The 26658-nt window shown below is 72.0% G+C and carries 22 protein-coding genes; 10 read left to right on the top strand and 12 right to left on the bottom strand.

Annotated features, from left to right (window positions below; all coding sequences use genetic code 11):
* The first annotated feature begins 299 nt into the window (after positions 1 to 299).
* The 3 genes from WDV86_RS08685 to WDV86_RS08675 all read left to right on the top strand — a co-directional run bounded on the left by WDV86_RS08685 (position 300) and on the right by WDV86_RS08675 (position 4146).
* Positions 300 to 1157, top strand: coding sequence for a nucleotidyl transferase AbiEii/AbiGii toxin family protein (locus WDV86_RS08685; protein WP_339567223.1), 858 nt, complete (start codon positions 300 to 302; stop codon positions 1155 to 1157).
* 227 nt (positions 1158 to 1384) lie between these two features.
* On the top strand, positions 1385 to 3778 hold the full coding sequence (locus WDV86_RS08680; protein ID WP_339567222.1) for an AAA family ATPase: 2394 nt from the start codon (positions 1385 to 1387) through the stop codon (positions 3776 to 3778).
* On the top strand, positions 3775 to 4146 hold the full coding sequence (locus tag WDV86_RS08675; RefSeq protein WP_339567221.1) for a hypothetical protein: 372 nt from the start codon (positions 3775 to 3777) through the stop codon (positions 4144 to 4146). Before WDV86_RS08680 ends, WDV86_RS08675 begins: the two co-directional genes overlap by 4 nt.
* A gap of 24 nt (positions 4147 to 4170) precedes the next feature.
* On the opposite strand, the gene WDV86_RS08670 is transcribed toward WDV86_RS08675, so the two are convergent.
* The 4 genes from WDV86_RS08670 to WDV86_RS08655 form a co-directional block, all read right to left on the bottom strand.
* Positions 4171 to 7320, bottom strand: coding sequence for a type I restriction endonuclease subunit R (locus tag WDV86_RS08670; protein WP_339567220.1), 3150 nt, complete (start codon positions 7318 to 7320; stop codon positions 4171 to 4173).
* Positions 7320 to 8321: a restriction endonuclease subunit S gene (locus tag WDV86_RS08665; protein ID WP_339567219.1), complete on the bottom strand. Its 1002-nt coding sequence runs from the start codon at positions 8319 to 8321 to the stop codon at positions 7320 to 7322. The genes WDV86_RS08670 and WDV86_RS08665 overlap by 1 nt, the downstream gene beginning before the upstream one ends.
* A 200-nt stretch (positions 8322 to 8521) precedes the next feature.
* Positions 8522 to 10555: a type I restriction-modification system subunit M gene (locus tag WDV86_RS08660; RefSeq protein ID WP_339567218.1), complete on the bottom strand. Its 2034-nt coding sequence runs from the start codon at positions 10553 to 10555 to the stop codon at positions 8522 to 8524.
* Positions 10556 to 10807: 252 nt separating this feature from the next.
* Positions 10808 to 11617 carry a DUF3800 domain-containing protein gene (locus WDV86_RS08655; protein WP_339567217.1) on the bottom strand — a complete coding sequence of 270 codons (810 nt, stop codon included), beginning with the start codon at positions 11615 to 11617 and terminating at the stop codon, positions 10808 to 10810.
* A gap of 267 nt (positions 11618 to 11884) precedes the next feature.
* On the opposite strand from WDV86_RS08655, the gene WDV86_RS08650 reads away from it, so the two are divergent.
* Positions 11885 to 12580, top strand: a complete 696-nt coding sequence (locus tag WDV86_RS08650; protein ID WP_339567216.1) for a DUF433 domain-containing protein — start codon at positions 11885 to 11887, stop codon at positions 12578 to 12580.
* 4 nt (positions 12581 to 12584) lie between these two features.
* Positions 12585 to 13001 carry a PIN-like domain-containing protein gene (locus WDV86_RS08645; RefSeq protein WP_339567215.1) on the top strand — a complete coding sequence of 139 codons (417 nt, stop codon included), beginning with the start codon at positions 12585 to 12587 and terminating at the stop codon, positions 12999 to 13001.
* 149 nt (positions 13002 to 13150) lie between these two features.
* Here WDV86_RS08645 and WDV86_RS08640 read toward each other — a convergent pair whose 3' ends face one another.
* Positions 13151 to 14824 (bottom strand): hypothetical protein, encoded by a 1674-nt coding sequence (locus WDV86_RS08640; RefSeq protein ID WP_339567214.1) that lies wholly within the window; start codon positions 14822 to 14824, stop codon positions 13151 to 13153.
* Between the two features lie 259 nt (positions 14825 to 15083).
* Here WDV86_RS08640 and WDV86_RS08635 point away from each other — a divergent pair, with 259 nt between their 5' ends.
* Positions 15084 to 16262, top strand: coding sequence for a Fic family protein (locus WDV86_RS08635; protein ID WP_339567213.1), 1179 nt, complete (start codon positions 15084 to 15086; stop codon positions 16260 to 16262).
* Between the two features lie 44 nt (positions 16263 to 16306).
* Here WDV86_RS08635 and WDV86_RS08630 read toward each other — a convergent pair whose 3' ends face one another.
* Genes WDV86_RS08630 through WDV86_RS08615 form a run of 4 tightly spaced genes read right to left on the bottom strand, consistent with a single transcriptional unit; the run spans position 16307 to position 20270 of the window.
* Positions 16307 to 16801: a hypothetical protein gene (locus WDV86_RS08630; protein ID WP_339567212.1), complete on the bottom strand. Its 495-nt coding sequence runs from the start codon at positions 16799 to 16801 to the stop codon at positions 16307 to 16309.
* On the bottom strand, positions 16798 to 17649 hold the full coding sequence (locus WDV86_RS08625) for a DUF3100 domain-containing protein (RefSeq protein WP_339567211.1): 852 nt from the start codon (positions 17647 to 17649) through the stop codon (positions 16798 to 16800). Before WDV86_RS08625 ends, WDV86_RS08630 begins: the two co-directional genes overlap by 4 nt.
* 45 nt (positions 17650 to 17694) lie before the next feature.
* On the bottom strand, positions 17695 to 19290 hold the full coding sequence (locus WDV86_RS08620; protein WP_339567210.1) for an aldehyde dehydrogenase family protein: 1596 nt from the start codon (positions 19288 to 19290) through the stop codon (positions 17695 to 17697).
* A complete protein-coding gene (locus WDV86_RS08615; RefSeq protein WP_339567209.1) occupies positions 19287 to 20270 on the bottom strand; it encodes an NAD(P)-dependent oxidoreductase in 984 nt (327 codons plus the stop codon). Before WDV86_RS08615 ends, WDV86_RS08620 begins: the two co-directional genes overlap by 4 nt.
* A 231-nt stretch (positions 20271 to 20501) precedes the next feature.
* Here WDV86_RS08615 and WDV86_RS08610 point away from each other — a divergent pair, with 231 nt between their 5' ends.
* Positions 20502 to 21371 (top strand): MurR/RpiR family transcriptional regulator, encoded by an 870-nt coding sequence (locus tag WDV86_RS08610; RefSeq protein ID WP_339567208.1) that lies wholly within the window; start codon positions 20502 to 20504, stop codon positions 21369 to 21371.
* Between the two features lie 204 nt (positions 21372 to 21575).
* On the opposite strand, the gene WDV86_RS08605 is transcribed toward WDV86_RS08610, so the two are convergent.
* Both WDV86_RS08605 and WDV86_RS08600 read right to left on the bottom strand, forming a co-directional pair.
* Positions 21576 to 22196: a DUF7002 family protein gene (locus WDV86_RS08605; protein ID WP_339567207.1), complete on the bottom strand. Its 621-nt coding sequence runs from the start codon at positions 22194 to 22196 to the stop codon at positions 21576 to 21578.
* 275 nt (positions 22197 to 22471) lie between these two features.
* On the bottom strand, positions 22472 to 22819 hold the full coding sequence (locus WDV86_RS08600; RefSeq protein WP_339567206.1) for a hypothetical protein: 348 nt from the start codon (positions 22817 to 22819) through the stop codon (positions 22472 to 22474).
* Between the two features lie 162 nt (positions 22820 to 22981).
* Here WDV86_RS08600 and WDV86_RS08595 point away from each other — a divergent pair, with 162 nt between their 5' ends.
* Both WDV86_RS08595 and WDV86_RS08590 read left to right on the top strand, forming a co-directional pair.
* A complete protein-coding gene (locus WDV86_RS08595) occupies positions 22982 to 23800 on the top strand; it encodes a hypothetical protein (RefSeq protein ID WP_339567205.1) in 819 nt (272 codons plus the stop codon).
* 224 nt (positions 23801 to 24024) lie between these two features.
* Positions 24025 to 25707, top strand: coding sequence for a GGDEF domain-containing protein (locus WDV86_RS08590; protein WP_339567204.1), 1683 nt, complete (start codon positions 24025 to 24027; stop codon positions 25705 to 25707).
* Between the two features lie 34 nt (positions 25708 to 25741).
* On the opposite strand, the gene WDV86_RS08585 is transcribed toward WDV86_RS08590, so the two are convergent.
* Positions 25742 to 26008, bottom strand: a complete 267-nt coding sequence (locus WDV86_RS08585) for a hypothetical protein (RefSeq protein WP_339567203.1) — start codon at positions 26006 to 26008, stop codon at positions 25742 to 25744.
* Between the two features lie 26 nt (positions 26009 to 26034).
* On the opposite strand from WDV86_RS08585, the gene WDV86_RS08580 reads away from it, so the two are divergent.
* Entirely contained in the window at positions 26035 to 26571 is a 537-nt protein-coding gene (locus WDV86_RS08580; RefSeq protein ID WP_339567202.1) for a CGNR zinc finger domain-containing protein, read from the top strand.
* Positions 26572 to 26658: the final 87 nt, after the last annotated feature.

Here is a 26658-nt window from a genome sequence, read left to right as displayed (position 1 = left end):
CCCGCCTCCAGCAGGCCCTGCGCCCAGCGACGGCAGCGGCGTCGGCCCGGGCTGCTGGCTTGGTGGACTGCTCACGGCTGCAGGCGCCCTCGCGGGCGGCGATGCGCCGGGTCGTCGAGGCGTCGACAGGTGTGTCGCCGGGTCGTCGCGGTACCGACGCCGCCTCCGACGCGCCAGCGCCCGAGCGCGAGCAGCAGACAGGCACAGCCCCTACGGAGGGGAGGACGTGAGCGACGACGGGTACGCGAAGGGCGCAGACCAGTGGCGGGCGATCAAGGCCAGGGCCAAGGCGTCTGGCGGTGGCGCGGGCGTCTGCGCTCAGTCGTCAGCTGGGGCACAGCCGCTTCCTCGCTCGCGTCTTCGACGACACTGACTCGCCCTGGGTCCTCAAGGGTGGCTCCGCGGTGCTGATGCGGGTCGACGACGGGCGCACAACGAAGGACGTCGACCTCCTGCACGAGGACGGCGACCTCGACGCCGCGCTCGCAGCACTCCGCGCCGCGGCGGCCCGCGATCTCGGCGACTACTTCCGCTTCGTCCTCCAGGCGCGGAAGGCCGGTCAAGGAGCGGCCCAGCCGGACGTCGCGGGATACCGCCTCACCGTCGAGGCCTTCTGCGGCACGGTCAAGGCCGCGACCTTCCCCGTCGACCTCGTCACCGGCTCGCTCATGACCTCGGCTCCCGACGCCGTGGTCCCTGTGCTTCTAGATGTGCCGGGTCTCGCGCCGCCCATCGTGCGCCTGTACCCCGTGGTCGACCACGTCGCCCACAAGATCTGCGCCGTCCAGGCCCGGTACGGGCACGCAGCGGACCAAGACTCCAGTCGTGTGCGTGACCTCGTCGACCTGGTCGTCTTCGCCCTGTCCGTAGACGTCGACGGTGCTGCGCTCACCACGGCCCTCCACGAGGAGTGGTCCCATCGACGCCTCGACGGCACCCCTCATCTCGAGCCGCCGGAGTCGTGGCAGAGGTCCTACCCACCGGTGGCCCGCGGTGTCCCGCGATGCGTGGGCTACACCGACTTCGCGACCGCGCGTGAGTTCGTCGCCCGTTTCCTCGGGCCGCCGCTCGCGCGGCGGGCAGACGGACTGCGGTGGTCCGCGGCGGAACGGGAGTGGACGTCGGTCTCCGGGGGGAGACGTGACACAGGTGGGTGACGAGCCACTAGGGCTCTGGACAGGGTGACGGCCTACGACACAGGGTGACGACACGGGCATGGGCGTCAGCTCCGTCCGAGTGCGGCCGGGCGGACGGAACGACGCGGTGGCACAGGGGGACGTGCGCCACGTCGTCCAGCGGCCCGACACGGGGGGACGACATGACGGCCACGGCCGAAGAGACGCTCGTCGGCGCGGTGCTTGCGCGCCTAGAGGCTGACGCCACCGTGCCCGACGACGTCCAGCACGTCGTCCTCGGCGCGCTGTTCGGCGACGACGGGCTGGCGCAGGCGCTGGACGCGCCTGCCGACGAAGGCGCCGCCCGCGGCGTCAAGGCCGCCGCCGAGCCGGTCGGCGCCTACCTCAGCCGCATCACAGCCCGCGCCTTCCGCGGTGTCGGCGAGCGGCGAAGCCTCAAGCTCAAGCCGGGGCCCGGACTCACCGTCGTCGCCGGCCGCAACGGCTCTGGCAAGTCCAGCTTCGCCGAGGCCGTCGAGGTTGCCCTCACGGGCGCGAACCTGCGGTGGAGCGGCCGCGCGGTCCAGGGTGCGAAGTGGCAGGAGGGATTGCGCAACCTCCACTGCGCCGACGACCCGCAGGTCGAGGTCGAGCTGCTCGTCGAGGGTGAGGCCCGCGGCACGACCGTCGTCCAGCGCACCTGGGCTGAGGGCGCGGGCGCCGAGGAGGGTGTCGCCGTCGTCCGACACGCAGGGCAGCCGACGCAAGAGCTGTCGTGCCTCGGCTGGGACGACGCCCTGCGGACCTTCCGGCCGTTTCTCTCCTACAACGAGCTCGGCGACCTGCTCACCGGCAGGCCGAGCGAGCTGCACGACGCCCTCGCGTCCATCCTCGGCCTCGAGGTCATCACCGATGCGCGCACGCGCCTCGCCGACGCCAGGAAGGCCATGGGTGCTCGTGCCAGGGACGTCCGGTCCGCCGCCGTAGACCTGCGGCGCCGTGCGCTGGGCGTGCAGGACGAGCGGGCGTCCAGCGCCGCCGCGCTGCTGCAACCGAAATCTCCTGACCTGGCTGCGGTGCGGGCGCTGATCGCCGGTACCGAGCAGTCGGACGAGAGCGTGCAGCGTCGGCTCGAGGTGCTCTGTCACCTCGCCCCGCCCGACCTCGGGAAGGTCGACGGGGTGGCGACGGAGCTGCGTGCCGCGGACGCCGCGGTCGAGTCGCTGGCCGGGACGGACGCCGCCCGCTCGGCCGCGCTGGCCGACCTGCTGACGACGGCGCTGGCGCATGTCGCCGAGCACGGTGACGAGCGCTGCCCAGTCTGCGGCCAGGCGTCGCTCGACGACGCCTGGCGGACCGATACCGAGGCGGCGGTCAGCCGCCTGACGGGCGAGGCCGAGGCCGTCCGCAAGGCACAGCGACGTCGTCAGATTGCGCTGCGGGAGGCCAGGTCGCTCGTCGTCGACCCTCCTGCCGTTCTACGCCAGGCGCCCGACCTCGGCCTCGAGCACCTCCACGCCGCGCTAGCGGCGTGGACGGCCCTGGTCCTGGCGCCGCACGACGCCGTCGGGCTGGCCGACCACCTCGAGGCGACAGCCGTCGACCTCGGGGACGCCGTCGGGACGCTGACGGCCGAAGCGGCCGACCTCCTCGCCCGCCGCGAGGACGTCTGGCGCCCGCTCGCGCTGGCGCTCGCGGCCTGGCTGCCGGGCGCCGAGGACGTGGCTGCCGAGGCCGAGCACCTACGGCTCGTGACGGCCGCCGAGACCTGGCTCAAGAAGAGCGAGGCCGCTCTCCGGGAGGAGCGTCTAGCCCCGTTGGCGCAGGAAGCGGCGCAGATCTGGGAGGCGCTGCGGCAGGAGAGCAACGTCCAGCTGGGTGCCGTGGCGTTGACCGGGTCAGCGTCGATGCGCCGGGTCCGCCTGGGCGTCGAGGTGGACGGCGCGGAGGCGTCGTCCGCGCTCGCCGTGATGAGCCAGGGCGAGCTCCACGCCCTCGCGCTGAGCCTCTTCCTCCCACGGGCGACGGTGCCGGGGAGCCCGTTCCGCTTCATCGTCATCGACGACCCGGTGCAGGCGATGGACCCGGCGAAGGTCGACGGGCTGGCTCGGGTGCTCGCCAGGGTGGCTGGGCAGCGCCAGGTCGTCGTCTTCACCCATGACGACCGGCTGCCCGAGGCGCTGCGACGCCTGCAGCTGCCGGCGGAGGTGCTGCAGGTGGAGCGCCGCGCGGGCTCGGCCGTCACCGTGCGCCGCGTGGACGACCACGCCGACCGCTACCTCTCCGACGCGCAGTGCCTCATGCGCGAGGCGCGGGTGGTCACCGAGGTGCGACGTCGCGTCGTCCCGGGGCTCTGCCGGCTCGCGATTGACGCTGCGTGCGTCGATGCGGTGCGGCGCACTCGATTGGCGGCCGGCGCGCGGCATGTCGACGTCGAGGCGCTGCTCGCCGAGCAACCGAAGCTGTACCCGCGGCTGGCGTTGGCCCTCTTCGACGATGTCGACCGCACGGGCGACGTCCGGAGCCGCGCCAACGGCCTCGTCCGGGGCGGTGCCGACGCGGTGACGCTCTCCAACAAGGGCGCGCATGACGGCATCGGCGACGGTGCGCTCGAGAACCTCGTCCGGGCGTCGACCGGCCTCGTCGAGGCGCTGCGCCGGTGACGACGGCCACCGACCTCCTCGGTCACGCCCGCGGCCTCGTCAGCGAGGTCACGCCGGGGACGAACGCCGTCTGGTCGCGGGCCGCGGCGCTGCTGGGGCGGATGGCGCTCGAAGAGGCCGTCCGCGCGCACGTCGCCACGCTCGACGACTCCCTGACCGAAGCGTCGATGCGCGCCCAGCTGCTCTGTCTGCCGCACTGTGTCGAGCCAGCGCTCGCGGCTCGGGCGTCCGTGGCGTGGGTCGGGCTGTCGCGAGCGTGCCACGCACACCCGTACGAGCTCGCCCCGACGGGGGCGGAGTTGCGGTGGTGGCTGGAGGTCGTGGACTTGCTTCAGCAGGCCGGACGACGTGGTGCCTCAGGGCGCTGACGCGGGCGTTGTCTACCGCTCTCGCTAGCTGGCCTGCGCCGACTGCTCCTCCACTGCGGCGTGGAAGGCCTTGGCAAAAGCGCCGATGAGCACCTCGACCTGGGGGCTGTCACTAAAGAAGAAGTCAACGAGCTTGGTATGCACGCCCTGGTTGTCAGCGATGGTGCCGAGGAATTCGTCCTTGAGGTCCGGGCTTTCCGCGAACTGGGTGACGCTGTTGGCCTCGGCCTGGGTGCGCAAAGTCTCGTTCTCGAGCAGGACGGTCATCGAGCCCTCGACGAAGGACTGCTTCTGGCCGTCGGTGAAGTCCTCGTCGCCGAAGAGGGTATTGAGCCGCTCGATGATCTCGGCCAACGCGACGAGCTTGGGGTCCTGGGCCGCGGCGGAGCCGGCCGCCGTCAGCCCGGATAGCCCGGTCCGCTCGCCGAGCCCGAGGTCGTGGGTGCCGGTGGCGACCTGCTTGACGTGGACGAGTGCGACGTCGCCGAGGTCGACCTCGGCGCTCCAAGAGTCGTCGCGGAGCAGCGGGGCGAGGCACCGGCACAGCAGCGCCCGCTTCTCGAGGCCGGCGTCGCTGTAGTCGACGACCTGGCTGAGGAAGTCGTACACCCGAACGAAGGTGCCGAGGTCCTTACGAAAGACCTCGAGCGCGTCGAGAGCCTCGCGGTCCCCCTGCCCTCCGTTAGCGGTCATCGCCGACGTCCGGCGGGAGACGTAGCGCTGCTTAGCCGGCGAGACCGCAGACGTTAGGACGTTGTTGCCCTTGCCCTCCAGCACGGCGCGGGCGACGGCCTCGAGGTCGTCCTCGGTGTAGATCGCGGCCTCGTCGAGCTTGCTGGCGATGTCGTGGACGAGGTTCGGGTCGGTGCGGGTCTCGAGATGGGCGTCGGTGTAGTACGGCTCGAAGGAGAGGCGGATCTCCTCGGGCTCGTTGACGAAGTCGAGCACCATCGGTGTGCCCTTCACGGTCCCACTCGGCGTGCGGTAGACCCGGTTGAGGCGGGAGAGCGTCTGCACCGCGGTGACCCCGGACAGCCGCCGGTCGACATACATGGCGCACAGCAGCGGTTGGTCGAACCCGGTTTGGAACTTGTTGGCCACGAGCATCACGCGGTACTCGTCGCGCTGGAACGCCCGGCGCAGGTCCGCGCTGGCGCCGGGGTTCATCGACGCCTCGCTGAAGGCGTCGGGGCCGGATTCGAGGTCCTCGACCGTTCCGGAGAAGGCGACGAGCGCCCGCATGTCGTAGCCGCGCTTGGCGATGTAGGCGTCGATCGCCAGCTTGTAGCGGACCGCGGCCTTGCGGGAGTCGGTGACGACCATCGCCTTGGCGTGCCCGTCGAGCAGCCCGGCGACGTTCTCGCGGAAGTGCTCCACGATGATTGCGACCTTCTGGGCGATGTTCGTCGGGTGCAGCCGCACCCAACGCATCAGGCCTTTGGTCGCGGCGGCCTCGTCGACGAGCTCGTCGGCGTCGACCGTCGTCAGGGTGCCGTCGGTGGCTTGCTGAGCGACCCGGAAGGCGGTGGCGTAGGTCTGGTAGCCGGGCAGCACGTCGAGGATGTACTGCTCCTCGATTGCCTGCTTCATCGTGTACACGTGGTACGGCACGGGCGTGCCGGTCGGGTCGTCCACCGGCGGTCGGCCGAAGAGCTCCAACGTCTTCCCCTTGGGCGTCGCGGTGAAGGCGACGTAGGAGACGGTGTCGCCGCTGGCACGGGCGCCGGCCTGGGCGGCGAGCAGCGCCTCGACGTCGACCTCACCGCCGTCGGCGAGCTCGGCGGCCTCCTCGGTGGTCAGGACGGCCTTGAGCTGGTTGGCGGTCTGGCCCGTCTGCGAGGAGTGCGCCTCGTCGGCGATGACGGCGAACCGCTTGTCGGCCAGTCCCTTCGTCTCGGCGATGGCCGCCATGGCGTACGGGAAGGTCTGCAGGGTCACGACGATGATGAGCCGGCCCGCGAGCAGCGACTGGGCCAGCAGCCCCGACTTCGACGTCGCCGACGACTTCGCGACGCTGTCGACGTCGATGGTCATGGCGACGTCGCCCGCCCCGTCGATCTGCCGGATCGCCTCCTGCAGCTGGGAGTCCAGGACGGTCCGGTCGGTGACGACGATGACCGAGTCGAAGACCTTCTGGTCCTGATCGTCGTGCAGCCGCGCGAGTCGGTGCGCCGTCCACGCGATGGAGTTGGTCTTGCCCGACCCCGCGGAGTGCTGCACGAGGTAGCGGTGGCCCGGCCCCTCGGCGCGGGCGGCCTCGGCGAGGCAGGTGACGACGTCCCACTGGTGGTAGCGCGGGAACAGCAGGGTGGTGCGCTTCTCCGGCGCGCCGGTGATCGGGTCGTAACGGGTCGTCGTCTCGTGGTGGAGGAACTTGCCGAGGATGGTGAGCAGCGCGTCCCGCTGCAGCACCTGCTTCCACAGGTACGCCGTCGCCGACGCCCCCGCCGTCGCGGGCGGGTTGCCCGCTCCGCCGGCGTAGCCGGTGTTGAAGGGCAGGAAGTGGGTCTTGTCGCCGCGGAGCTGCGTGGTCATCCAGACCTCACTGTTGGAGACAGCAAAGTGCACCAACGCCCCCCGGCCGGGCGTCAGGAGCGGCTGCGCGTGCCCGGTCTTCGGGTCCTTCGGTTGACGCTTCTTCCGGTACTGCTGGATAGCCTCGGTGACCGACTGCGTGAAGTCGGTCTTCAACTCGAGCGTCGCCACCGGCAGCCCGTTGACGAAGAGCACGAGATCCACCGACCGCGTGTCCGCGGTCGAGAAGTGCACCTGCCGGACGACGCGGACCCGGACCTTGCCGTACCGCTCGGTGGTCGTCGGGTTCAGCGATGTCTCGGGCTTCCACTCGCACAGGTCGAACGTCGCCGAGACGTGCTTGAAGCCGCGGCGCAGCGCGTTCAGCGTCCCGCCGCCGGCCTCGACCGGCGTAGCCAGGACCTTCACGAGCCGGTCGAGCAGCTGCGCCCGCTGCTGCGACTCGCTCGACGACCCTGCCGTCATGACCTTAGCGACCTGGGCGGGCTGCGTGTCCTGCAACCACCCGAACACATCCTCCGGGAAGAGCGCCCGCTCCTTGTCGTACCCCTGGCTGGTCTCCGAGTACCACCACCCGTGCGCGGCGAGATGCGCGCACAGCTCGTCCTCGAAGGACTTCTCCGTGTGCTGGCCCGGCATCAGGCAGACACCCGCACGTCGATCTGGCCCGTCACCGCAGCAGTGATGAGGGCCGCGCGGCGCTCTCGCGCGAGAGCGATGAAACTATCGGCCTTAGCGATAAGATCATCCGTCCTGGCTGTGTGGTCATCGATCTCGGCGATGAGACGGCGCTGCTTGGCTACATCAGGCAGGGGAATCGGCGTCGTCGCCAGTGTGCCAAGATTTAAGCGCACGAAAGTCGCACCGGCGATTTGCCTCCGCCAGAAGTGCTTCACTTGAAGCGACCCCAGGACGTGCACCAGGTACTCGGGCACCAGCCGTTCCGTTCGGCACGCCACCCGAACTGTGTCCTGCGTCAGATTGGCGCCTGTATGCGCTGAAGTGAGCACGGCCACCTTTCCGAAGGCCGGTCCGATGGAGACAACAACGTCTCTGTCCGACAGTACCGAGCGCTGATACTGGGCTGCGATCTCAGGTGTCGTCCTGCGCAGCGTGTGGACCTGCGGCGCGGCTCCTTCGCCAGGCATATCTGATGGACCGATGTAGGGAACGCCTTCAGTCTGGGGCTCTCCCGCTTGAAGGATGCCGTAGGACATCGGTCGAGCCGGGTCAACAAGCCTGCGCAACTTCCAAGCAGCGTGACCCCCTCGGTCAATCACCTCCGACAACTTGACGACCCGCCGCTCGCGCAGCGTCTCGATGAGCCGCTCCTGCTTACCGATCAGCGCGTCGATCTGGGCGGTCTCGCGGTCAAGGTAGTCGACAATGCGCTGCTGTTGGGTGATCGCGGGCTGCGGCACCATCATGGATCGGTAGCGCCCTGCGCTGAAGTTCTCGATGGTGGACCTCACGGCACCCGTTGCTAATTGATCCCAGTAGGGCTTCGACTGGCACCAGTAGGTCAAGAATCTGCCGTGCAGATCGGAGGGCGGGCGGACGCGCACGAGAAAGCCTGCGAAGCACGCTGGTGCGTCATAGTCATACCGCACGCTTTTACCAACGCTGCCGGCAGCGGTCATGAGAATGTCCCCACGTTGGACCATGGCCGCAGCGGCCACCTCGGGGGGTTGCGAGGCGAATATGTCTGAGCGCAACGTCGTGGGAGTCGCGATGTCTGTCGTGCGGATGTATCGCGGCCACGACGGGTCGTCAAAGGAGCCCGGCAAACCGAGTCCATTGATGATGGGCGCCGTGCTGAGGTAACGGAGAGGCACGTAATTCACGCCTCCACCCCCCGCAGCAGTTGCATGATCTCCTTGACCAGCACCTCGAGGTCGGCGTCGATCTCCTCGAGCGGTCGCGGCGGCACGTACCGGTAGAAGTGCCGGGTGAAGGGGATCTCGTAGCCGACGCGGGTCCGGGCGTGGTCGATCCAGGCGTCGGGGACGTGGGGCTTGACCTCGTGCGCGAAGTAGTCAGCGACCACCTCGTCGCGGCGCCCTTCCCCGGAGCGGCTGTCGCCCGTCCCGCCGGGTGGGGCCCAGCCGTAGGGGACGTTCTCCGTGTCGCGCAGGCTGACGTCGGGCTCGGGGGCGCCCTTGGTGTCGCGGCAGATCTCGGCGTCCTCGTCGCGCTCGGACAGTCCCTGCCACACCGCCTTCAAGGCCGGCGTCGGCAGGGCGGCCCCTTCGCGCTTGAGGTGCGTGCGCAGGTCGGGCAGGAAGACAGCGCGGTCCGTCCACCGGACGCCGGGGTGGGCGTCGGCGAAGGTCTGCAGCACTCCGCGCATCCGCTGCGGGTCGACGTCCTTGAGCGGGCCTTTGGCCCCCTTGGCCCCGCCGCCGCACGCCTCGGCCAGTGCGTCGATGCGCTCGGGCGTCACCTCAAAGGCCAACCGCAGCGGTCGCTCGACGGTGATGGTCCAGTAGCCGAAGTCCGTCGTCGCAAACACGCGGCTGTGGTCGGCGTCCTCGTCCGCCTGGGCGTCGAAGGCGCCGTAGATGCGCACCAGCCGGTCCCGGTCGGCCGCGGAAATCTCCCGCGACTTGTCACCGAGGTTCTTGCGCATCTTGGTGAAGAAGGACGTGCCGTCGATGAGCTGGACCTTGCCGACGCGCTCCGCGGGCTTCGTGTTGTCGAGCACCCACACGTACGTGCTGATGCCGGTGTTGTAGAACATGTTGGTCGGGAGCGCGACGATGGCGTCCACCTGGTCGCTCTCGAGCAGGTGCCGGCGAATCTGCGACTCCCCGGACTCCGCCGCCCCGTTGAACAGCGGCGAGCCGTTGAGGACGATGCCGGCGCGGCCCCCGCCCTCCGCGACGGGCCGCATCTTCACGGCGAGGTGGGTGAGGAAGAGCATCTGCCCATCTCCCATCTTGGGCAGGCCCGCCCCGAAGCGCCCGTGCGGCGCGGCCGCGCGCTCGGCCTTCACCGCCTCCTCGGAGGCGCGCCAGTCCACGCCGTACGGCGGGTTGGACAGGCAGTAGTCGAACGTCCGGTCGGCGAACCGGTCCTCGGCGAGCGTGTCGCCGAGCTGGATGTTCGTGACCGCCTGCCCCTTGGCGATGAGGTCGGACTTGCAGATGGCGTACGACTGGTCGTTGATCTCCTGCCCGAACAGCGTCAGCCGCGCCGAGGGGTTCATGGCCTGCAGGTGCTCCTCGGCGATCGAGAGCATGCCGCCCGTGCCCGCCGTGGGGTCGTAGACGGTGCGCACCACGCCCGGCGTCGTCAGCGCCTCGGCGTCCTCGGCCAGCAGGAGGTCGACGATCAGCCGGATGGCGTCGCGCGGGGTGAAGTGCTCGCCGGCCTCTTCGTTCGACGCCTCGGCGAACTTGCGGATGAGCTCCTCGAAGAGGTCGCCCATCGCCGCGTTCGGCACTCGGTCGGGATGCAGGTCCACCTCGGAGAATTGCCGGACGACGAGCAACAGCCGGTTCTTCTCGGCCAGGGTGGCGATCTCCCCGCCGAACTTGAAGCGGTCGAAGACGTCGATGTTGGCCGAGAAGCGCGCGAGGTAGTCGACGAGATTGGCCTGCAAACCGTCGGGGTCGGAGACCAGGCGCTTGAGGTCGTACTGCGAGGTGTTGTAGAAATCAAGCCCGCATTCTTTGCGCACCTTGGCCGTAAGCATGGTCGCGTTCGGGTACTGCGCCGCGAGAGTTCGCATCTGCTTGCGCTTGCCGTCCATCAGGCAGTCCAGCCGACGCAGCACGGTCATGGGCAGGATCACGTTGCCGTACTGGTGCGGCTTGTAGACCCCCCGCAGCTGGTCGGCGATCCCCCACACGAAGCTACCGAGCTGGCTCATGTCTCTCCCTCGTCGTAGGGCCGACGCTGGCCCGAACAGGCCGGCGGCTTCATGGCCCAGCTGCACCCTCAATTGCGATGAGCTCCATTACACGATGCAGGCGGTTTGCAGCGAGAGCTTCGATCGTCGAGCAGCCAACGCCCGCAAGACTGGTGGCAAGGGCAGTCGCGGCGGCGTCTGACCCGTTGCACCCGATAGTAGCCTCGACCACCGTGCCGGCTACATCCCCGTCGTGTCCGGGGCTGCCTTGCGTTAGGTGAGGGCCTTGAGCGACAGCGGCGCCACGTCGACGTACCACTGCATGCATGGGTTGCTCGGGCGTTTCGCCCAGCGATTCGCGGTGGCCAGGAGCGACGGCGTGAGGATGTCGACGTACTCGCCGATGTGACGGGCCTCGTCGGTGTAGTGCTCACTGGCGCCATGGTCCTGCAGGTCGGCGTAGCGCCGGAAGATGCCGGCGTAGAGGTCGGCTATCTGCACGAGCCCGACGTGATGGCTAGCGACGGTGAGCGGTGTATCAATAATCTGGTCCATCGCCGCCTGCTTCTTGCCGCGTTCGTAGTAGGCGTCAGTCCACGGGGCCGGGTTGATCATCGACTCGGCGAAGTTGTCGGCCTGCTTCTTGTTGTCATCGAAGATGAGAAGCGACCGGCCCTTGTTCTTCGGCTTGCCTTGGTGAGCCCGCTGGACCTGCAGTGCGATGTGCCAGGCGGCTGCGCGCCAAGCGTTGTCCCAGCCCGGAGCCGGCGCCGGACCCCCTTTGACGGTCGCAGTCGTCACCGCGGCCAGCGCCAGGCGGTGGTGACGGGTGGCCACCCACCCGCAGAGGCGCTTGACAAGCTCCACTCGGTCGGCGTTGTTCATGTGCTTCCACTTGCCGGTCCCGCGCATGAGTTCGGAGCTCTTCACCTCCCGCAGCGCACCCGCGTACTTTCGCAGCTCGTCGAAGAGGTCGCCGAACTCGTCCTGCGACCTGGCGATGTGGTGCACGTCGGCGACGATGCCCACCATGACGGCGACAGGCGCGTTCTGGTCGATGCCGGTCTCGTCCACGTAGGTCATGTACACCTCGGTACCTTGCCACGAGGGCAGCCGCACAAGAGGCGGAGTCGGACAACGTGAGGGCCCTCGCGGCCTACGCGCCTTCGGCTACCCCCAGCGGACGGGCCCCCTCATGACGACCCACGAGCAGCACGCGCACCACCACGTACACCACCCCGACAGACTTGACCAAAGGACCGCCCTGCCTGATACCCGGGTGTCCGTCGTCCTCCAGCGCTACCGTGGCGCAGTCCGTGGACCGTGCGACGACAACGGGAGGGAGCAGGCGTGTCTATCAGCTATCTCGAGCGCCCGGTCTACGCCTTCGCGCAGGTCGACGACCTCCTCCGTCTCGGTCCCGGAACGGCGCGTCGGTGGGTCGACGGCTATCGCCGGGGAGGGCGTACGTACCCACCGGTGGTCCGCGAGACCTCGACGGGCAGCGACGTGGTCACGTGGGGGGAGTTCGTGGAGACCCGACTGCTGGCGACCTACCGCGACTCTGGTGTGCCGATGCAGCGGTTGCGGCCGGTTGTGGAAGGTCTCCGTCAGACGCTCGGCGTCCGTTACCCACTGGCGACCGTCCGACCGTACGTCGACGAGTCCCGACGCCTGGTCCACGACCTGCAGGAGGAGGCGCAGCTGGAGGACAGCATGCGCCTCGTTGTGGAGGCCGGCGGCGGGCAGCTCGTCTTCTCGACGCAGGTGCGTCATGTCGAACGCTCGACGGTGTTCGCGACGCAGGACAGCAGTGACGCCGGGATCGCGTTGCGCGTCGCGCCGCTCGGACGGGAGCGTGCGGTCGCGCTCGACCCGCGCTTCAAGTCCGGGCAGCCCGCGGTGCGTAGCGTCCCGACCGATGTGCTCACTGAGCTGGTGCACGCCGGTGAGCCGGTCGAATGGGTCGCCCAGCAGTACGACCTGACGCTGGAACAGGTGCTGGACGCCTTGGAGTACGAGCGTCGGGGCCAGCAGGCCGCCTGACGTCATGCCGTCGTCCGCCGGGGCTGGTCACGGGTTCCGCTTCTACGCCGACGAGAGCGTCCTTGGCCTCGGCAAGGGACTGGCTGGGCTGCGCCGCGACGTCGTCCATCCCGGTCATCCGGCCGTCCCGCAGCTGCACCTCGGGATGGCGGACGAGGCGTGGATCCCGGTCGTCGCCGGGCTCGGTCTCGTGGCCATCGCCCGGGACAAGAAGATGCGCACCCGTCCCGGCGAGCGGGCGGCGATGCTCGACCACGGACTGCGGTGCCTGTGGATCGGCGGCAAGCGCGACCAGAGCACCTGGGACTGGGCCGTGCTGCTCGTGCGGCACTGGGAGCGGCTGGAGGCATCGGTCGAGGAGCTCGGGGCGGGTCCGTGGTTCCTGGTGCTCACCGCTCGCGGGCTGCGTCGGATCGACTGACCGCTGGTCCTACGCGCGCGAGATCGGCGACCGCGACGCGCGAACGTCGTCCACGGCCAGCAGCCTTGGTCGTGGCGCCGGTGGCTACGGCGTCGGAGTCGGATTGACCCGGGGGCTCGGCGGCCGGTGATGGACCCCTTGCCGACGCCTCACCCTGCGGGTGTCGGCCCGGTGAGCGCTGTCGTCTGGCCAGCGTGGACAGCCGCGCCGCGTTGCACTAGCGCCCCGCGCTCCGCGTCGGGAATCGTCATCGACGCGGCTAGCAGCGCGGCCAGCGCGCCCACGTGCTCGTCCGCCGTCTCGGGGTGGAACGTCCACCGCACGTTCTCGTCGCGCGTGATGACGTCGACGCGAGCCCTGCCCCCGGCCTCGTCGCGGGTGGCGGCGCGGACGTAGCGCACGAGGTCGAGCGGGACGCTGCTGGCGACCTTGCCGTGCTCGCGCAGGTCTCCCGGCTTGGCCGTGATGATCCGCCGGTCCGTCACGGCGACGACCGCCGCCCACTTCTCGGGGTCGAGACGCCCGAGCAGGGCGGCGCCCTTGGCGAGGTCGTCGAGGCGGAAGGGGAAGGCGAGGCAGCGGACGCTCTCGCCGTCCTCGAGGAGCCACCGCAGCACGCGCAGATACGGCTCGTGGTCGAGGTCGGCCGGTGCGCAGATGACGTCCGGCTCCTGCGGCTCGGGCGCCTGCGGGCGCAGGACGTCGGCGAGCGGTCGGACCGCCTCGAGCAGCTGGCCGCACGTCAGCCGGACCGCCTTGGCGTCGCGGCGCTTCTGCGTCAGCGGCGCGCCCGCACGTCCGGGCAGCTCGGCGATGATCTGCAGCTCGCGCGTCAGGGCGTCGACGAGCGTCGTCGTCGTCGCGAGCCCCGCGGCGAGCTCCTCCTGGGCGTCCCGGGTGATGACCTCGACGAGACGGGCCTCGGCCGGGTCGTCGGCGCCGGCGGTGCGCGCGCGACCGGCCCGCAGCGCCTGGTAGCCGGTCCACCCCTTCAGTGAGGACAGCAGCGCGTTGGCGTCGAAGACGATCGCCTCGGCGTTCGTCTCCAGGTACTGCCGGCGGTCCTGGGCGTCGCGCCGGTCGAGCTGACGGACGTGCCCGACGACGTTCTCGCGGTAGAGGCCGAGCTGCTTGCGCAGGGGCGCCTCGTTACCGGCGATGCTGTCCCAGAGCGACTCCGGGACGGCACCGACCTCCCTCGCCTGCGCGACGACGCCGTCGACAGCCGCGATGAGACCCAGCAGCTCGGCCCACTGCTCGCGGCGGATGGTGGTGAGCACGTGCGTCGTCAGGGCGATGTTCGTGCTGACGAGGCCGCTGATCTCGCTGAGCTTCATCTGCAGGGCGACCATCGCGACGGCGGGTCCGATGACAGCAGCGGCGGTAACCGGGTTCAGCGCGGCCACAGGGATGAGTCGAGCTTGGGCAATGATCTTGCCGCCCTTCATGACGGCGCCGATGTTCGCGCCGTCCTTCACCGCCAGCGACGCACCGGCCTTAACCAGTGACTGCGTCTCGGCGCCGAGCCGGAAGAGTCCCTGCGCACCGGCGACGGCGTTGCCAACGCCACCCCCCGCCGTCGTCAGCACCCCTGCCGAGGCGAGGGCCGTCGAGATCTGCGCTCGGTCGCCGGTCGGCACGAGACCGAAGTCGACGAGGTCGAGACCCGCGGGCACGTCACCGAACACGACGGCGATGCCCGGGAGGATCTCAGCGAGGACGGTCGACGATTCCGCCGTGACGTCATCGCCCTCTGTCGTGGCGTTGGCGTCCGGCTCGGCGGCGTCCTCGCCCGGGTCGGTCATCGATGTCTCCCCTGTCATCTGACGACGCTGGTGGCTTCGCGGCCTGACCTTACGGACGAGAATTCTCATCCGGGCCATGTCGAGAGGCCGTCACCCACTCGCGCCGCTACGCGGGCAGCTGCCCAGCAGCGCCGTCCCCTAGGAGTGCCTGGCAGCGGGATGAGGGGGCGGCCGGCAATCTCCCCCTCCGGCAGGACCGTGGAGCGCCGCGGGCGGTGCAAGCGCGCTTGACACTCAGGCGGCGAACTTCAAGCCTAAGCCGCCTAGGCTTACATCTGTGGACGTCGAGCGCTTCCGTGACAGCCCCGTCGGCCACGTCGTCCGGCTCGCCGGGATCGACGGTCGGACGCAGCGTTCCTACGACCACTGGGCCTACGTCGCCGACCAGCTCGCCGCGGAGCCGTCGCTGCAGGGAGCGACGTGGCGGGTGGTGGCGCGTGCGGGTCATGCTCTCGGGCGGCTGCAGCAGGCGGGCCGTCAGGTACCTCAGCCTGCGCTCCTGCGGCGACCGACTCTGCGACGCGAGGCGCAGAGCACGTCGGCGCTCGAGGGCACCTATGCGCCGCTCGAGGACGTGCTTGAGGCGGAGGCGTCCGCCGACGACCGGTCGGCCGAGCTGTCAGAGGTGCTCAACTATGTCGACGCCGCCGAGCTCGGCTTCGCCTGGGTCGCCGACGGGCGCCCGCTCACCGTCGGACTGCTCGCCGAGCTCCACGCGACGCTGGTCGCGGGGACGACGGCCGACACGGAGGACAGCGGACGCCTCCGCCGGATCCCCGTCGCGATCGGTGGACGCGGAGACGGGCTGGAGACCTCACGCTTCGTGCCGATGCCCCCAGGGCCCGCGCTGACGGCGGCGGTGACGGACCTGGTCGACTGGGTCGAGCGACCTCCCGGCGACCGTGACCCCGTCGTCGCGGCGGCGATGGCGCACTACCAGTTCGAGACGCTGCATCCTTTCAACGACGGCAACGGGCGCCTGGGGCGCCTCCTGGTCGTCCTACAGCTTCTCCGTCAGGGCGTGATCGACGAGCCTCTCCTCAGCGTCTCGCCGTGGTTCGAGCAGCGAAGACCCAAGTACCAGGAGCACCTCGCCGAGGTCAGCGCCACCGGCGACTGGGACGCCTGGGTCAGCTTCTTCGCCACCGGCCTCGAGGCCTCGGCGACCGACACCGCCCAGCGGGTGCACGACCTGCTCGCCGTGGAGCAGGAGTACCTGCACCGGGTGGCGGACGCTGGGCTGAGTGGCGCCGTCGAGACGATCGTTCGGGGCCTGATCGCCGCGCCGTATGTCCGGGTGGCACGGCTCAGCGAGGCCATCGGCCGGACCTATCAGGCCACCAACACCGCCGTCGCCCGGCTGGTGGAGCTCGACGTGCTGCGGGAGACGCCCCGGGGCGGCCGCGGCCGGGTCTTCGTGGCGACGGCGGTCGTCGAGGTGCTGCTCCGCAGGTAGGGGCAGGTGGGGGGCGTTCCCCGCGACGCCGGAGCTCCCGCACCTCACTCCAGCAACGGCAGCGTCACGTCCGCGATGAGCGCCGAGCCGATGAAGGTGCCGACCAGCACGAGCACCCCGACGACGAGCAGCTTCCACCCCGACGTCCTGGCGATGGCGACCTCCCGCCGCGAGATCGCGAGCCCGGCGAAGGCGAGGCACGGCACGGACAGGGCGAGGAAGTCGATGTCGCCGACGACGCCGACCACGGCCTCGCCCCAGGGGAGCATCGGCAGGCTGGCGACGATGCCGACGAGCGAGACCCACGCCACGCTTGGCAGCCGCAGGAACGGCAGGGCGCGGGTGAGCAGGATGCCGACGACGGCGATGAGCCCGAGGGCCAGCACCCCGGCGGCCGCGCGCAGGGCGGACAGGTCCGTGGCGATGAGCTGCGCGGCCCAGCCGAGGGGCAGGACGGCGAGCAGCGCCGTCATCTCGCTCGGCAGGGACAGCCGCTCGTCCTGGGTGTCGTCGACGTCGTCGACCGGCATGGCGCTCATCGGGCGCCCTCCTCGTCGCTCGTGGCCGCTGGCTTCGCCGCGGCGCGGGTGTCCTCGGGGTGGGCCTTGCGGTACATCCACTCGACGAGCGGCAGGGCGACGAAGAGCGTCACGTACATGCCCGTCGCGTAGGTGAGGAGGTTGCTCGTGCCGGCGAAGGCCAGGATGGTGTCCTCCATCTCCGGCAGCGTGGCCGCGAGCGCGCCGCTGCAGGCCGCCATCATCGAGCCGCTGCCGACGCCGCAGGCCATGGCGAGCGCCCGGGGGTCGAGGACGTCGAGCGAGGCGACGAAGGACGCCATCACCGAGAAGACGATGGTGCCGACGAGCGTGCCGACGACGTAGACGGCGAGGACGCCGGCGCCCTCGGGGCCGCGCAGGCCGTAGCGGTCGGCGATGATCGCGAGGCTCGGCTCGCGGGCGACGGAGAACGTCGCCCCGATGGCCTCCCGCCGCAGCCTCAGCAGGTACACGGCGACGGGGAAGGCCAGGACGATCGTCCCGAGGTTGCCGAGCTCCTGCAGCAGCAGCGCCGGCCCGGCCGCGATGACCGCCTCGATGTCGGGGCCGATCGTCGTCCCGAAGCGGGCGATGAAGGGCAGGATCGCCACGATGATGAGCGGCGACGCGAGCCGCACCTCACGGCGCCCCAGCACCTTCCCGACCCGGCCGGTGATGCTCGGGTTGAGCACCAGCCCCGCGAGGAAGGCGTAGAGCAGGGGCAGCAGCAGGATGGTGCCGATCCCCACCTCGATGCGGCGGATGCCGAGGAGCTGGGAGAGGACCACGACGACGAGCGCGACGGCCAGGAGCCGCCACGCCGCCACGAGGTCTGCGGGCCTGTCCATGCGGTTCCTCCGGGGGTGTGGGCGGGGTGCGGCGATGGGGACGGGTCAGTAGCCGAGCGAGGGGAACGGGGCGCCGACGGGCTGCACCGGCACCCAGACGGCCTTGAGCTGGGTGTACTCGTCGAGGACGCCGGGCCCGGACGAGCGCCCGTGGCCGGAGTCGCCGAAGCCGCCGAAGGGCACGGCGACGTGGATGGTCTTGCAGGCGTTGACCCAGAAGGTCCCCGCCCGCACGCCCGCGGCGACGCGGTGCGCCCGCGAGACGTCGTTGGTCCACACCGAGCCGGCCAGGCCGAAGCCGGTGGCGTTGGCCCGGGCGACGGCCTCCTCCTCGGAGTCGACGGCGTCGACGCCGAGGACGGGTCCGAAGACCTCGGTGGTCTCCAGCGCGTTGGCCGGCGTGACGCCGTCGAGTACGGTCGGCGCGACCCAGTGGCCGCCGGCGAGGTCGCCCGACGGGGTCTCGACGAAGGGGGTCGCGCGGGTCGCGCCGTCGGCGAGCCCGGTCTCGAGCAGCGCGCGGACGCGGGCGTGCTGGCCGGCCGTGACGATGGGCCCGACCTCGGTCGCGGGGTCGAGCGGGTCCCCGAGGCGCAGGCGCCCGGCGCGCTCGACGACCTTCTCCAGCAGCGCGGCGTGCACCGAGCGCTCGACGAGCAGGCGCGAGCCCGCGACGCACGACTGGCCGGCGGCCGCGAAGATCGCGGCGACGGCGCCGTCGGCGGCCCGGTCGAGGTCGGCGTCGGCGAACACGATGGTGGCGCTCTTGCCGCCCAGCTCGAGCACGGTGGGGATGCCGGCGGCGGCGCACGCCGTCCCGACGGCGCGGCCCGTGGGCACCGAGCCGACGAAGCTCACCTTGCCGACGCGCGGGTCCGTCGTCACGGCCGCGCCCGTGGTGGCGCCGAGGCCGACGGCGACGTTGAGCACCCCGGCCGGCAGTCCGGCCCCGTAGGCCAGCTGGGCCAGGCGCACCGTGGTGGCCGGCGTGAACTCGCTCGGCTTGAGCACGACGGCGTTGCCCGCCGCCAGCGGCGCGGAGGAGTTCCAGCCGGCGGTGAAGACGGGCGCGTTCCACGGCGTCACCGCGGTGACGACGCCCCACGGCACCCGGCGGGTGTAGGTGAGCCAGTCGCCGGGGACGGGCAGGGTGTCGCCGGAGACCTTGTCGGCCCACCCCGCGTAGTAGCCGAACATCTCGGCGACGCGGCCGGCCTCGGCGCGGGCGTCGCGCAGCGGCTTGCCCGTGGTGGCCGACTCCAGGACGGCGAGCTCCTCGGCGTGCGCGGCGAGCACGCGGGAGACCTCGCGCAGTGTCGCGGCCCGCGCGAAGGGGTCGGTGGCCCCCCACGTGCGCGCGCCCTCGGTGGAGGAGGAGAGCAGCCGGTCGAGGACGTCGGGCCCGGCGTCGCGGTAGGAGGTGAAGACCTCGCCGGTCGAGGGGGTGACGAGCTCGACGACGTCGCCCGTGCCGGGGACGACGCGCCCGTCGACGAATGAGCCGAGGCCCGTGGGCAGCGACTCGGCGAGCACGGCGGACGCCGTCGCGGCGCCGCTGCGGCGGTGGGAGTCCGGACCGGCCGGGGGCGTGGGGGGCGCGCCCGGGGTGGGCGCGTCGGACTGCTGGGTGGTCGTCGTCATCGGTCGTCCTCGGTGCTGGTCGTGGAGCTCGCGCCGGGGTCCGCCGGCGCGAGGGCGGTGGTCGCGGTCGCGGCGGTGGCGGGGGCCTCGGTGAAGTCGGCGGCGGGGCCGCGCTCGGCGAGGGCGCGCTGCCAGGCGTCGTGCGTCGCGGCGAGCAGCGAGGGCTTGGCCCCGCGGGCGGCCGCGACGTCGAGGGCCAGGCCCACGTCGCGGGCCATGAGGCCGAGCGCGAAGCCGGAGTCGAAGGTGCCCGAGAGCACCCACCGCGGGAGGACGTTCGCCGTCACGGCGCTGCCGCCCGACGCCCCGCTGACGGCCTGCGCGACGGTGGCGAGGTCGAGGCCGTGGGCGGCGGCGACGTCCATCGCCTCGCCGACGGCGATGAGGTTGGTCGCGCACAGCACGTTGTTGAGGAGCTTGACGACGTTGCCGGCCCCCGTCCCGCCGACGACGGCGTACTGACCGCCGGTCAGCGCGGCCAGCAGCGGCTCGGCGGCGCGGACGTCCTCGGCGGTACCGCCGACGAAGGCACTCAGCGCCCCGGTGGCCGCGCCGCTCGCGCCGCCGGAGACGGGTGCGTCGACGAAGACGGCGCCGCGCTCGCGGGCGGCGGCGGCCATGGCCTCGCTCGTGGCGGGTTCCGACGTCGTGGTGTCGAGGACGACGCGGGTGCCCTCGCGCTCCAGCAGCACGGGGACCGCCTGCTCGACGACGCGCGCCGACGGCAGGGAGAGGACGACCGACGGGGTGCCCGCGACGTCCTCGAGCCGGTCGGCCGTCGCGAGGCCGGCGTCGGCCGCGCGTGCCCGGGCCTCGGGCGACGGGTCGACGCCGGTGACCGCCCAGCCGGCCCGGTGCAGGGTCGCCGCCATGGCGCCGCCCATCGCACCGAGGCCGATGACGGCGACGCGCCGCTCGGCGCCCGAGCCGTCGCCGGGGAGGTCCGCCGGGGCTGCCCCGTCGGGAGAGGTGGTGTCCACGTGTCCTGCTCTCGCGTCGTCCGTCGGTGCGGGCCGGAGCCGTGCTGCGCCCGGCCGTGATGGTCCGCAAACGTAGGTGCGTGTCGGGGGTCTGGCAATGGCCGTTGCGAGACTGCGTCCATGATTTTTTGCCCGGTCGGCCCGGCCCGGACGTGCGGACCGACGGTTCCCGCTGCGGCTCCTACAGTTCGGGTCGACGTCGTCCGCCGGGGCGAGAGGGGCGGTGACGGCGTGATCAGCACGTGGCTCGACGGCCTGCGCCCGTCGGCGGGGCTCTCGCCGGCGCAGGAGCGCGTCTTCGAGACGGTGAAGCGCAACCAGCAGCTGGCGTCCTACTCCGACGTCGCGGCCATCGCCGGGCGTGCCGGGGTCGACAAGAGCACGGTCGTCCGCTGCGCCCAGCGCCTCGGCTTCCGCGGGTGGCCGACGCTGCAGCACGAGCTGCGGGCGCGCTACCTGCTGGAGATTTCCACGGAGCAGACGCTCGAGCAGCACCACCGGGAGACCGACGGGGTCGTCCACGACGCCGTCCGCCACGACATGGAGAACCTGCGGCTCGCGCTCGAGACGGTCGACCGCGACGATGCCGAGCGCGCGGTCGCCGCGCTGGGTGAGGCCGCGCACCTGCTCGTGCTCGGGCAGGGCTCCTTCGCCGGGCCCGCGACGGTCTTCGCCCACCTCGCCGCGACGATGGGCTACCGGGCGCAGCTCGAGTCACGGGGCGGGCCGCACCTGGCGACCGCCGTCTCGGCGCTGGGGCCGGGCGACGTCGTCCTCCTCGTCAACCCGTGGCGCCCCATGCGCGAGCTGCTCGCCGCCGCGCGCACCGCCCGGACGGCCGGTGCGCGTGTGGTGTCGATCAGCGACCTCGAGCGCGGCCCGGTCGCACAGGTCTCCGACGTGCCGCTCATCGTGCCGAGCGAGGGCGTGTCCTTCTTCCAGTCGGTGACGGCCATCACCGCCGTGGTCTACGGCCTGCTCGCCGGGATGCAGGCGAGCCGACCCGAGCAGACGCGCGGGGCCCTCCAGGGCGTGCAGCGCGCGTGGCGGACGATGGACACCTACGACGACGGGCCGCGGGGCGGGGCGCCGGGCGGGTGAGGGCCCCGCTCCGCGGGCGCGGGGCGGCGTCACCGACGTGTGCTGGACCGCCCTGGGCGTCTCGTCACCGTCGGCCGGCACCACGACCGCTCGCTGGCCTTGACGCTCGTCCCCGGCACCCGACCCGGAGCATCTCTTCCTCGTCGACAACTGGTGGAGCGCCTTTAAGCTGCAGGACTGCCCGCTGCGGTGACCACGCGGCGGTCAGATCGTCCGGACGTCCTCGACGAGGTCGGCGATGTCTCGGACGGCGTACGGGACCGTCAGCTCGACGACCGGCTCGCGCCGGGCGATGCGCCGGCGTTCCTCCCACGGGTAGTCCGCGAGACGCCGGAAGGTGCCGGCGCCCCGGGTGACGACGGCGCCGGCGTGCACGGCTCCGCTGTTGAGCGGGCAGAGCTCGACCACACCGCCATGAGCCGCGAGCATCCTGGCGGTGCTGACGACGAGCAGGTCGTGCTGGCGTCCGCGGTAGGCGGCGTGCAGCTTGCTGAGCCGCTCCTCGCTGAGCCAGAAGAAGACGCGGCTGTTGAGGGTGCGGTACCACGTCTCCTCGTCCATCCCGACGAGCGTGCGGCGCAGCACGGTCTCGTTGATGGGCTTGTTGTCGCGCACCCACGCCGTCCCGTGCTCGGGGTGGGGCAGTTGCACGGGCTGCGGGCGCTTGCGCGCGAGGAGGTCGTCGCGCTGCGGCTGCCGGACGTCGTAGAGGTCGCAGAGCGCCTGAGTCGAGAGCAGTCCGTGTCGCCGGATCGAGGGCCACGAGCCCGCCTCGGCCATGTGGAAGAGGCGGGGCCAGCGGTCGGCGATCTCGTCGGCGAGCACGGGCTCACCTCACCACGCGCCGATCACCTCCGGCGGAGAGGGCAGCGGTGGGACGAGCGTCGCCATCGCCCGGCCGGCGAGCCCTCCTGAGGACGGCGAAACCGACGACGACGGGGCGGTGAGCCAGTCACGGCCTGCACGGACCAGATGCCGTGGACGACGGCTGCCATCGCGTCGCCCACGAAGCGCGCCGGCGCTGATCAGGTTCGGTCTGGTGATCATCTCCTCAGATGCTCCCTCGATCGCCGTGGTCGAGGAGGACATCTCCGGTGCACCTACAGGCCGACCTCCTCCAGCACGTAGGCCAGGTCCCTGAGGGCGAAGGCGACCAGGAACACCCCTGCGGCCGCGTTGAGGAGCAGCGCCGTCAGCGGGCCGAGCGATGCGCGCCCTCGTCCACCGGTCCTGACGAGGACGAGGACGGCCGCCGCTGCTCCTGCCGCCACGAGCATCAGGCCGACGGACCTCAGCAGGGGCGAGGGCGACAGGACGACGGCCAGGACCGGCGTGGCAAGAGAGGTCCAGGTCAGGGTGCTGGACCGCACCGGTTCTGCCGGTAGCCCGGGGCGACGCGGCGGCGTCGGCGGCCGGCGGGGGCGGACGTCGGCGGCGTCGTGGTCCATGGCTCTCCTCATGACGGGGTCCACCTCGCAGCAGCTCCCGAACGGGAGGCCTCGGGTGGCCGCGCCCGACCGTAAGAGGGTCGCGTCAGCCCTCCGCGCGTCGTCCACAGGTCTGTGGACGACGCCGGCGGCGTCGCCCGCGCCGACCTCACACTCCGGCGCATGACCAGACCACGCATGACCAGACCACGCGTGACAGCCGTCGCCCTCCTCGCCGTGCTGGGGCTCACCGGGTGCGCCGCCCTCCCTCTGCCCGGGACCGCTGAGACCACGCCATCAGCCGACGCGAGCCCCACACCGCCCCCGGTGCCACCGCTCGACATCACCCTCAACGGCGAGCAGGTCCCCGTCGCCGACGACGGGACGCCGGAGTACTGCGCGACGCTCACCGTCCCCGACGGGACGGCGAAGGACCGCTTCGGCGAGGAGCCGCTGCGCACCGGGCTCTGCGACGTCGTCACGCTCCTGCTGGCGCAGGGCGCGACGTCGAGCTTCGAGCGGCTCGACGAGGACGTCACGGCCGAGGAGGTCGTCGAGTCCGCGAGCTTCGTCAAGGGTCTGCTGACGCCGGAGGCGGGTGAGTGGTGGGACGAGCGCGTCGCGGGTGCCGTCGCGGACGAGCCAGGCTCCTTCACGCCGGTCGCGCTGCTCGCCCTCGCCCGTTACGACGACGGGGAGTACCGGCCCGCCACCCGCACCGGTCGCGGCTACAGCCACTCCGACCTCGTCGTCTCGCGGGTGTGGCTGAGCCACCCGGGGTCCGACACCGTCCACCTCCAGGTGCTGCAGAGCATCGACCTCGACCTCGTGCGGGTCGAGGACGACACCGACGCGTGGGTCACCGTCGAGCGCGACTTCCGGGTCGACCTCGTCCCGAGCGGTGACCCCGAGACGCCGTTCCTCGTCGAGGACTGGTGGGGCGTGGTCCGCTACGACGACCTGCGGGACGTCGACGGGAGACCGGTCGGGGAGGACGCCTGAGACGAGGCCGCCGCGACTCGACGGCCTGGCGCGCGCCCCGTCCTCGGTGACCCCCAGTGACCGACCTCACATCACCCGTGTGCACCTGAGCCGCGCGAAGATCTCCACGGTCGTCGGGGCCTGCCGATACTCGGTCCACGGAGCGCCCGTCGCGCCGTCGCCCCGCCGCGGTGCTGCCTCCACGCGCGCAGAGGTGGGCGTTCCTGCGCGGACAAGGACCCCCCGTGAGACGTCGCCTCCTGGGCATGACCACCGCTCTTCTCGTGCTCGCCGTCGGCGGGGGGACGACGACGGCAGCGCTGCTCGGCCGCCAGGCCGCGACCACCGAGAAGCACCACGTCGAGGAGGTCGTCGCCGCCTACGACCTGAGCGGGCTGCGGGTCCAGCTCAGCGCCGCCGCGAGCGACCTCGCCGTCGCCCGGCTGCTCGCCGGCCAGCGCGGCGGGGAGGAGATCGACGAGAGCATGGCCCGGGCGCGGTGGGAGAGCACCTACCGCTCCGTCATGGGCGAGCTCGACGCCCTGGAGGACGGGCCGGTGGGCGCGGACGCCGCACGGCTGCGCACGGTGCTGACCGAGCTCGGCATGGAGGGCCCCACCGACCTCACCGACTACCTCACCCAGTACACGATGACGGTCTTCACCGAGACGCAGGAGACGACCGACGGCGGCCGTCAGGTACCGCCGCTGGAGGCAGGCGTCCTCGTCGTCCAGGACATGCTGACCTCCTTCACCATGGCCCAGAACGACTTCGCGGGCGCCGAGCGTGTCGTCGGGCTCGACGCCGAGCACTCCGCCGCTCTGCGCGAGCACCTGACCTGGCAGTCCTACGTCGCGCTTCCCGCGGCCGCCGGCACGTCGCCGGAGCTCGCATCGCTCTCCGAGGGGGCGCCGTCGCCTCGCCTGGAGCAGATGGAGGAGGCGCTCGTCGGGCTCGCCGACGTCGACGCCGACCTGGTGGCCGACGTCCGCGCCGTCCTCACCGGCCCTGACGCGCAGCTCGCGCTCGCCGCAGCCGACTGGAGCGACGGCGTCCTTTTCGACGACGCGTACGTGCCCCAGCCGGCTTCGGCGGTGGACGCCGCGACGGCGGCGGTACGGACGACCCAGGGCCTCGCCGCGGCCGTCGACGACGTCCTCGGGGCGCGGACGACCGTGCTGGACGAGCGGGCCGACGCCCTGCAGGGCCGGGCCGACCTCCTGCTCGCCGCCACCCTGCTCGTGGCGCCGGCGACGCTCGGCGGCCTCGGGCTGCTGCTGCACCGCCGCCGCCACCAGGAGCGGCTCCTGCGGGCGGCCGCCGACACCGACCCGTTGACGGGCCTCGCGAACCGCCGAGCGCTCGACACCGTCGACGCGGAGCACTTCGGGCGCGGTAGCACCGCGACGCACGTCGTCATCACCCTCGACCTCGACGGCTTCAAGCCGGTGAACGACACCTACGGGCACGCCATCGGCGACACCGTCCTGCGGCAGGTGGCGCAGCGGTGCCGCGACGTCACCGGCGGCGGGGACGTGGTGGCCCGCATCGGCGGGGACGAGTTCGTCGTCGTCCTGCTCGACGTCGACGCCCGGGACGCCGAGAGCATCGGGGCCAGCACCGCCCAGCGGCTGGTCTCCTCCGTCCGCCGGCCCATCGTGCTGGGAACTCTGGAGCTCAGCGTGGGCGTCAGCGCCGGCGTGGCCGTCCGGGCGGGCACCGAGGACCTCGCCGCGACGACGGCGACCGCCGACGTGCGCCTCTACGAGGTCAAGCGCTCGCGCCCGGACCGTCGCGGACGGCCCGCCGACCCCTCGCCCGTCGACTCCTCGCCCGCCGACCCCAGGCCCGCCGGCCCGCCCGTGCTGCCGGCGCAGCCGCGGGCCAGCGAGGTGGACCGGCCGCAGGAGGCGTCGGCCGGCGAGTGACCGGGCTCCCGGCCGGCCGCTCGTCCTGCGCCCGTCAGCCGCCCGACGTCTTGCTGACCGGTGCGTCCACCACCCGGCTGACGGCGCTGGGCGTGCTCTCGACCGTCACCAGCTCGACGCACCTCGCGCGGCAGCGGTCGCACCGCCAGTAGCGCACCACGCCGTCACCGGTCAGGTGTCGCGACTCGAGCACCCAGCGGTGCGCCTGCTGCCCGCTCTCGCCGTCGTCGCCGGGGGCGGGGGCTGGGAGCGGGGGCGCCGCTGGGCGTGCCGCCGCGGAGCGGGGGGTCTGCGTCGTCATGCAGGAGAGCCTGGTGTAATGCCCTTGTGCATCTCAACCCTTACGGTGAGTACGCCGTCCTGCTGGCGGCGGAGCTGGCCGGCGACTTCCCGGCCTCGCGCGAGGGCGTCGTCGCGTGCACCCGGGCGCACGGCATGACGGTGGACTTCCCGCCGGCCGAGGACGACCTCGTGCGGGTGCGGGAGGTCGTGGACACCTGGCTCGCGGTCGTCGACGCCCCCGGTGCGGCCGAGCGGGCGGCCCTGCTCAACGAGCTGATGGCCGCGGCCGCCGCCTACCCGCGCCTGGTCGACCACGACGACGAGGGGTGGCACCTGCACTACCGCGACCCCGGCCAGCGCCTGCCTCAGGTCCTGGCGTCGGTCATCGGCGTCGGCACGGCGCTGCACCTGACGACCCGGGGCATGCACCGGCTCCACCGGTGCGCCGCAGGGCCCGCGGTGGGCGACGGGTGCACGCGCGTCGTCGTCGACGTCACCCGCGGGGGACGCCAGCGCTACTGCTCCACCCGGTGCGCCAGCCGGGCGGGCGTACGGCGGCACCGCGCACGCCAGGGCTCGTGACGCCGCCGAGCCACCGGGGGGTGAGGAGCGCCACACCACCCCTTCGGGTGGCGCGCCTGGCGGTCGTCGGTCGCCGCTGCCACTCTC

This window comes from Pseudokineococcus sp. 1T1Z-3 (genome assembly GCF_037482365.1).
Classification (GTDB): domain Bacteria; phylum Actinomycetota; class Actinomycetes; order Actinomycetales; family Quadrisphaeraceae; genus Pseudokineococcus.
The sequence above is the reverse complement of the archived record's forward strand: the minus strand, read 5'-3'. Positions and strand labels throughout refer to the sequence as shown.

Bases quoted from the DNA above. Each gene is read 5' to 3' on its own strand.
- WDV86_RS08670 (WP_339567220.1), bottom strand. From the start codon at position 7,320: ATGCCGGGCCAGCACACGGAGAAGTCCTTCGAGGACGAGCTGTGCGCG.
- WDV86_RS08665 (WP_339567219.1), bottom strand. From the start codon at position 8,321: ATGACCGCTGCCGGCAGCGTTGGTAAAAGCGTGCGGTATGACTATGAC.
- WDV86_RS08660 (WP_339567218.1), bottom strand. From the start codon at position 10,555: ATGAGCCAGCTCGGTAGCTTCGTGTGGGGGATCGCCGACCAGCTGCGG.
- WDV86_RS08655 (WP_339567217.1), bottom strand. From the start codon at position 11,617: ATGACCTACGTGGACGAGACCGGCATCGACCAGAACGCGCCTGTCGCC.
- WDV86_RS08645 (WP_339567215.1), top strand. From the start codon at position 12,585: ATGCCGTCGTCCGCCGGGGCTGGTCACGGGTTCCGCTTCTACGCCGAC.
- WDV86_RS08640 (WP_339567214.1), bottom strand. From the start codon at position 14,824: ATGACAGGGGAGACATCGATGACCGACCCGGGCGAGGACGCCGCCGAG.
- WDV86_RS08630 (WP_339567212.1), bottom strand. From the start codon at position 16,801: ATGAGCGCCATGCCGGTCGACGACGTCGACGACACCCAGGACGAGCGG.
- WDV86_RS08625 (WP_339567211.1), bottom strand. From the start codon at position 17,649: ATGGACAGGCCCGCAGACCTCGTGGCGGCGTGGCGGCTCCTGGCCGTC.
- WDV86_RS08620 (WP_339567210.1), bottom strand. From the start codon at position 19,290: ATGACGACGACCACCCAGCAGTCCGACGCGCCCACCCCGGGCGCGCCC.
- WDV86_RS08600 (WP_339567206.1), bottom strand. From the start codon at position 22,819: ATGGACCACGACGCCGCCGACGTCCGCCCCCGCCGGCCGCCGACGCCG.
- WDV86_RS08595 (WP_339567205.1), top strand. From the start codon at position 22,982: ATGACCAGACCACGCATGACCAGACCACGCGTGACAGCCGTCGCCCTC.
- WDV86_RS08585 (WP_339567203.1), bottom strand. From the start codon at position 26,008: ATGACGACGCAGACCCCCCGCTCCGCGGCGGCACGCCCAGCGGCGCCC.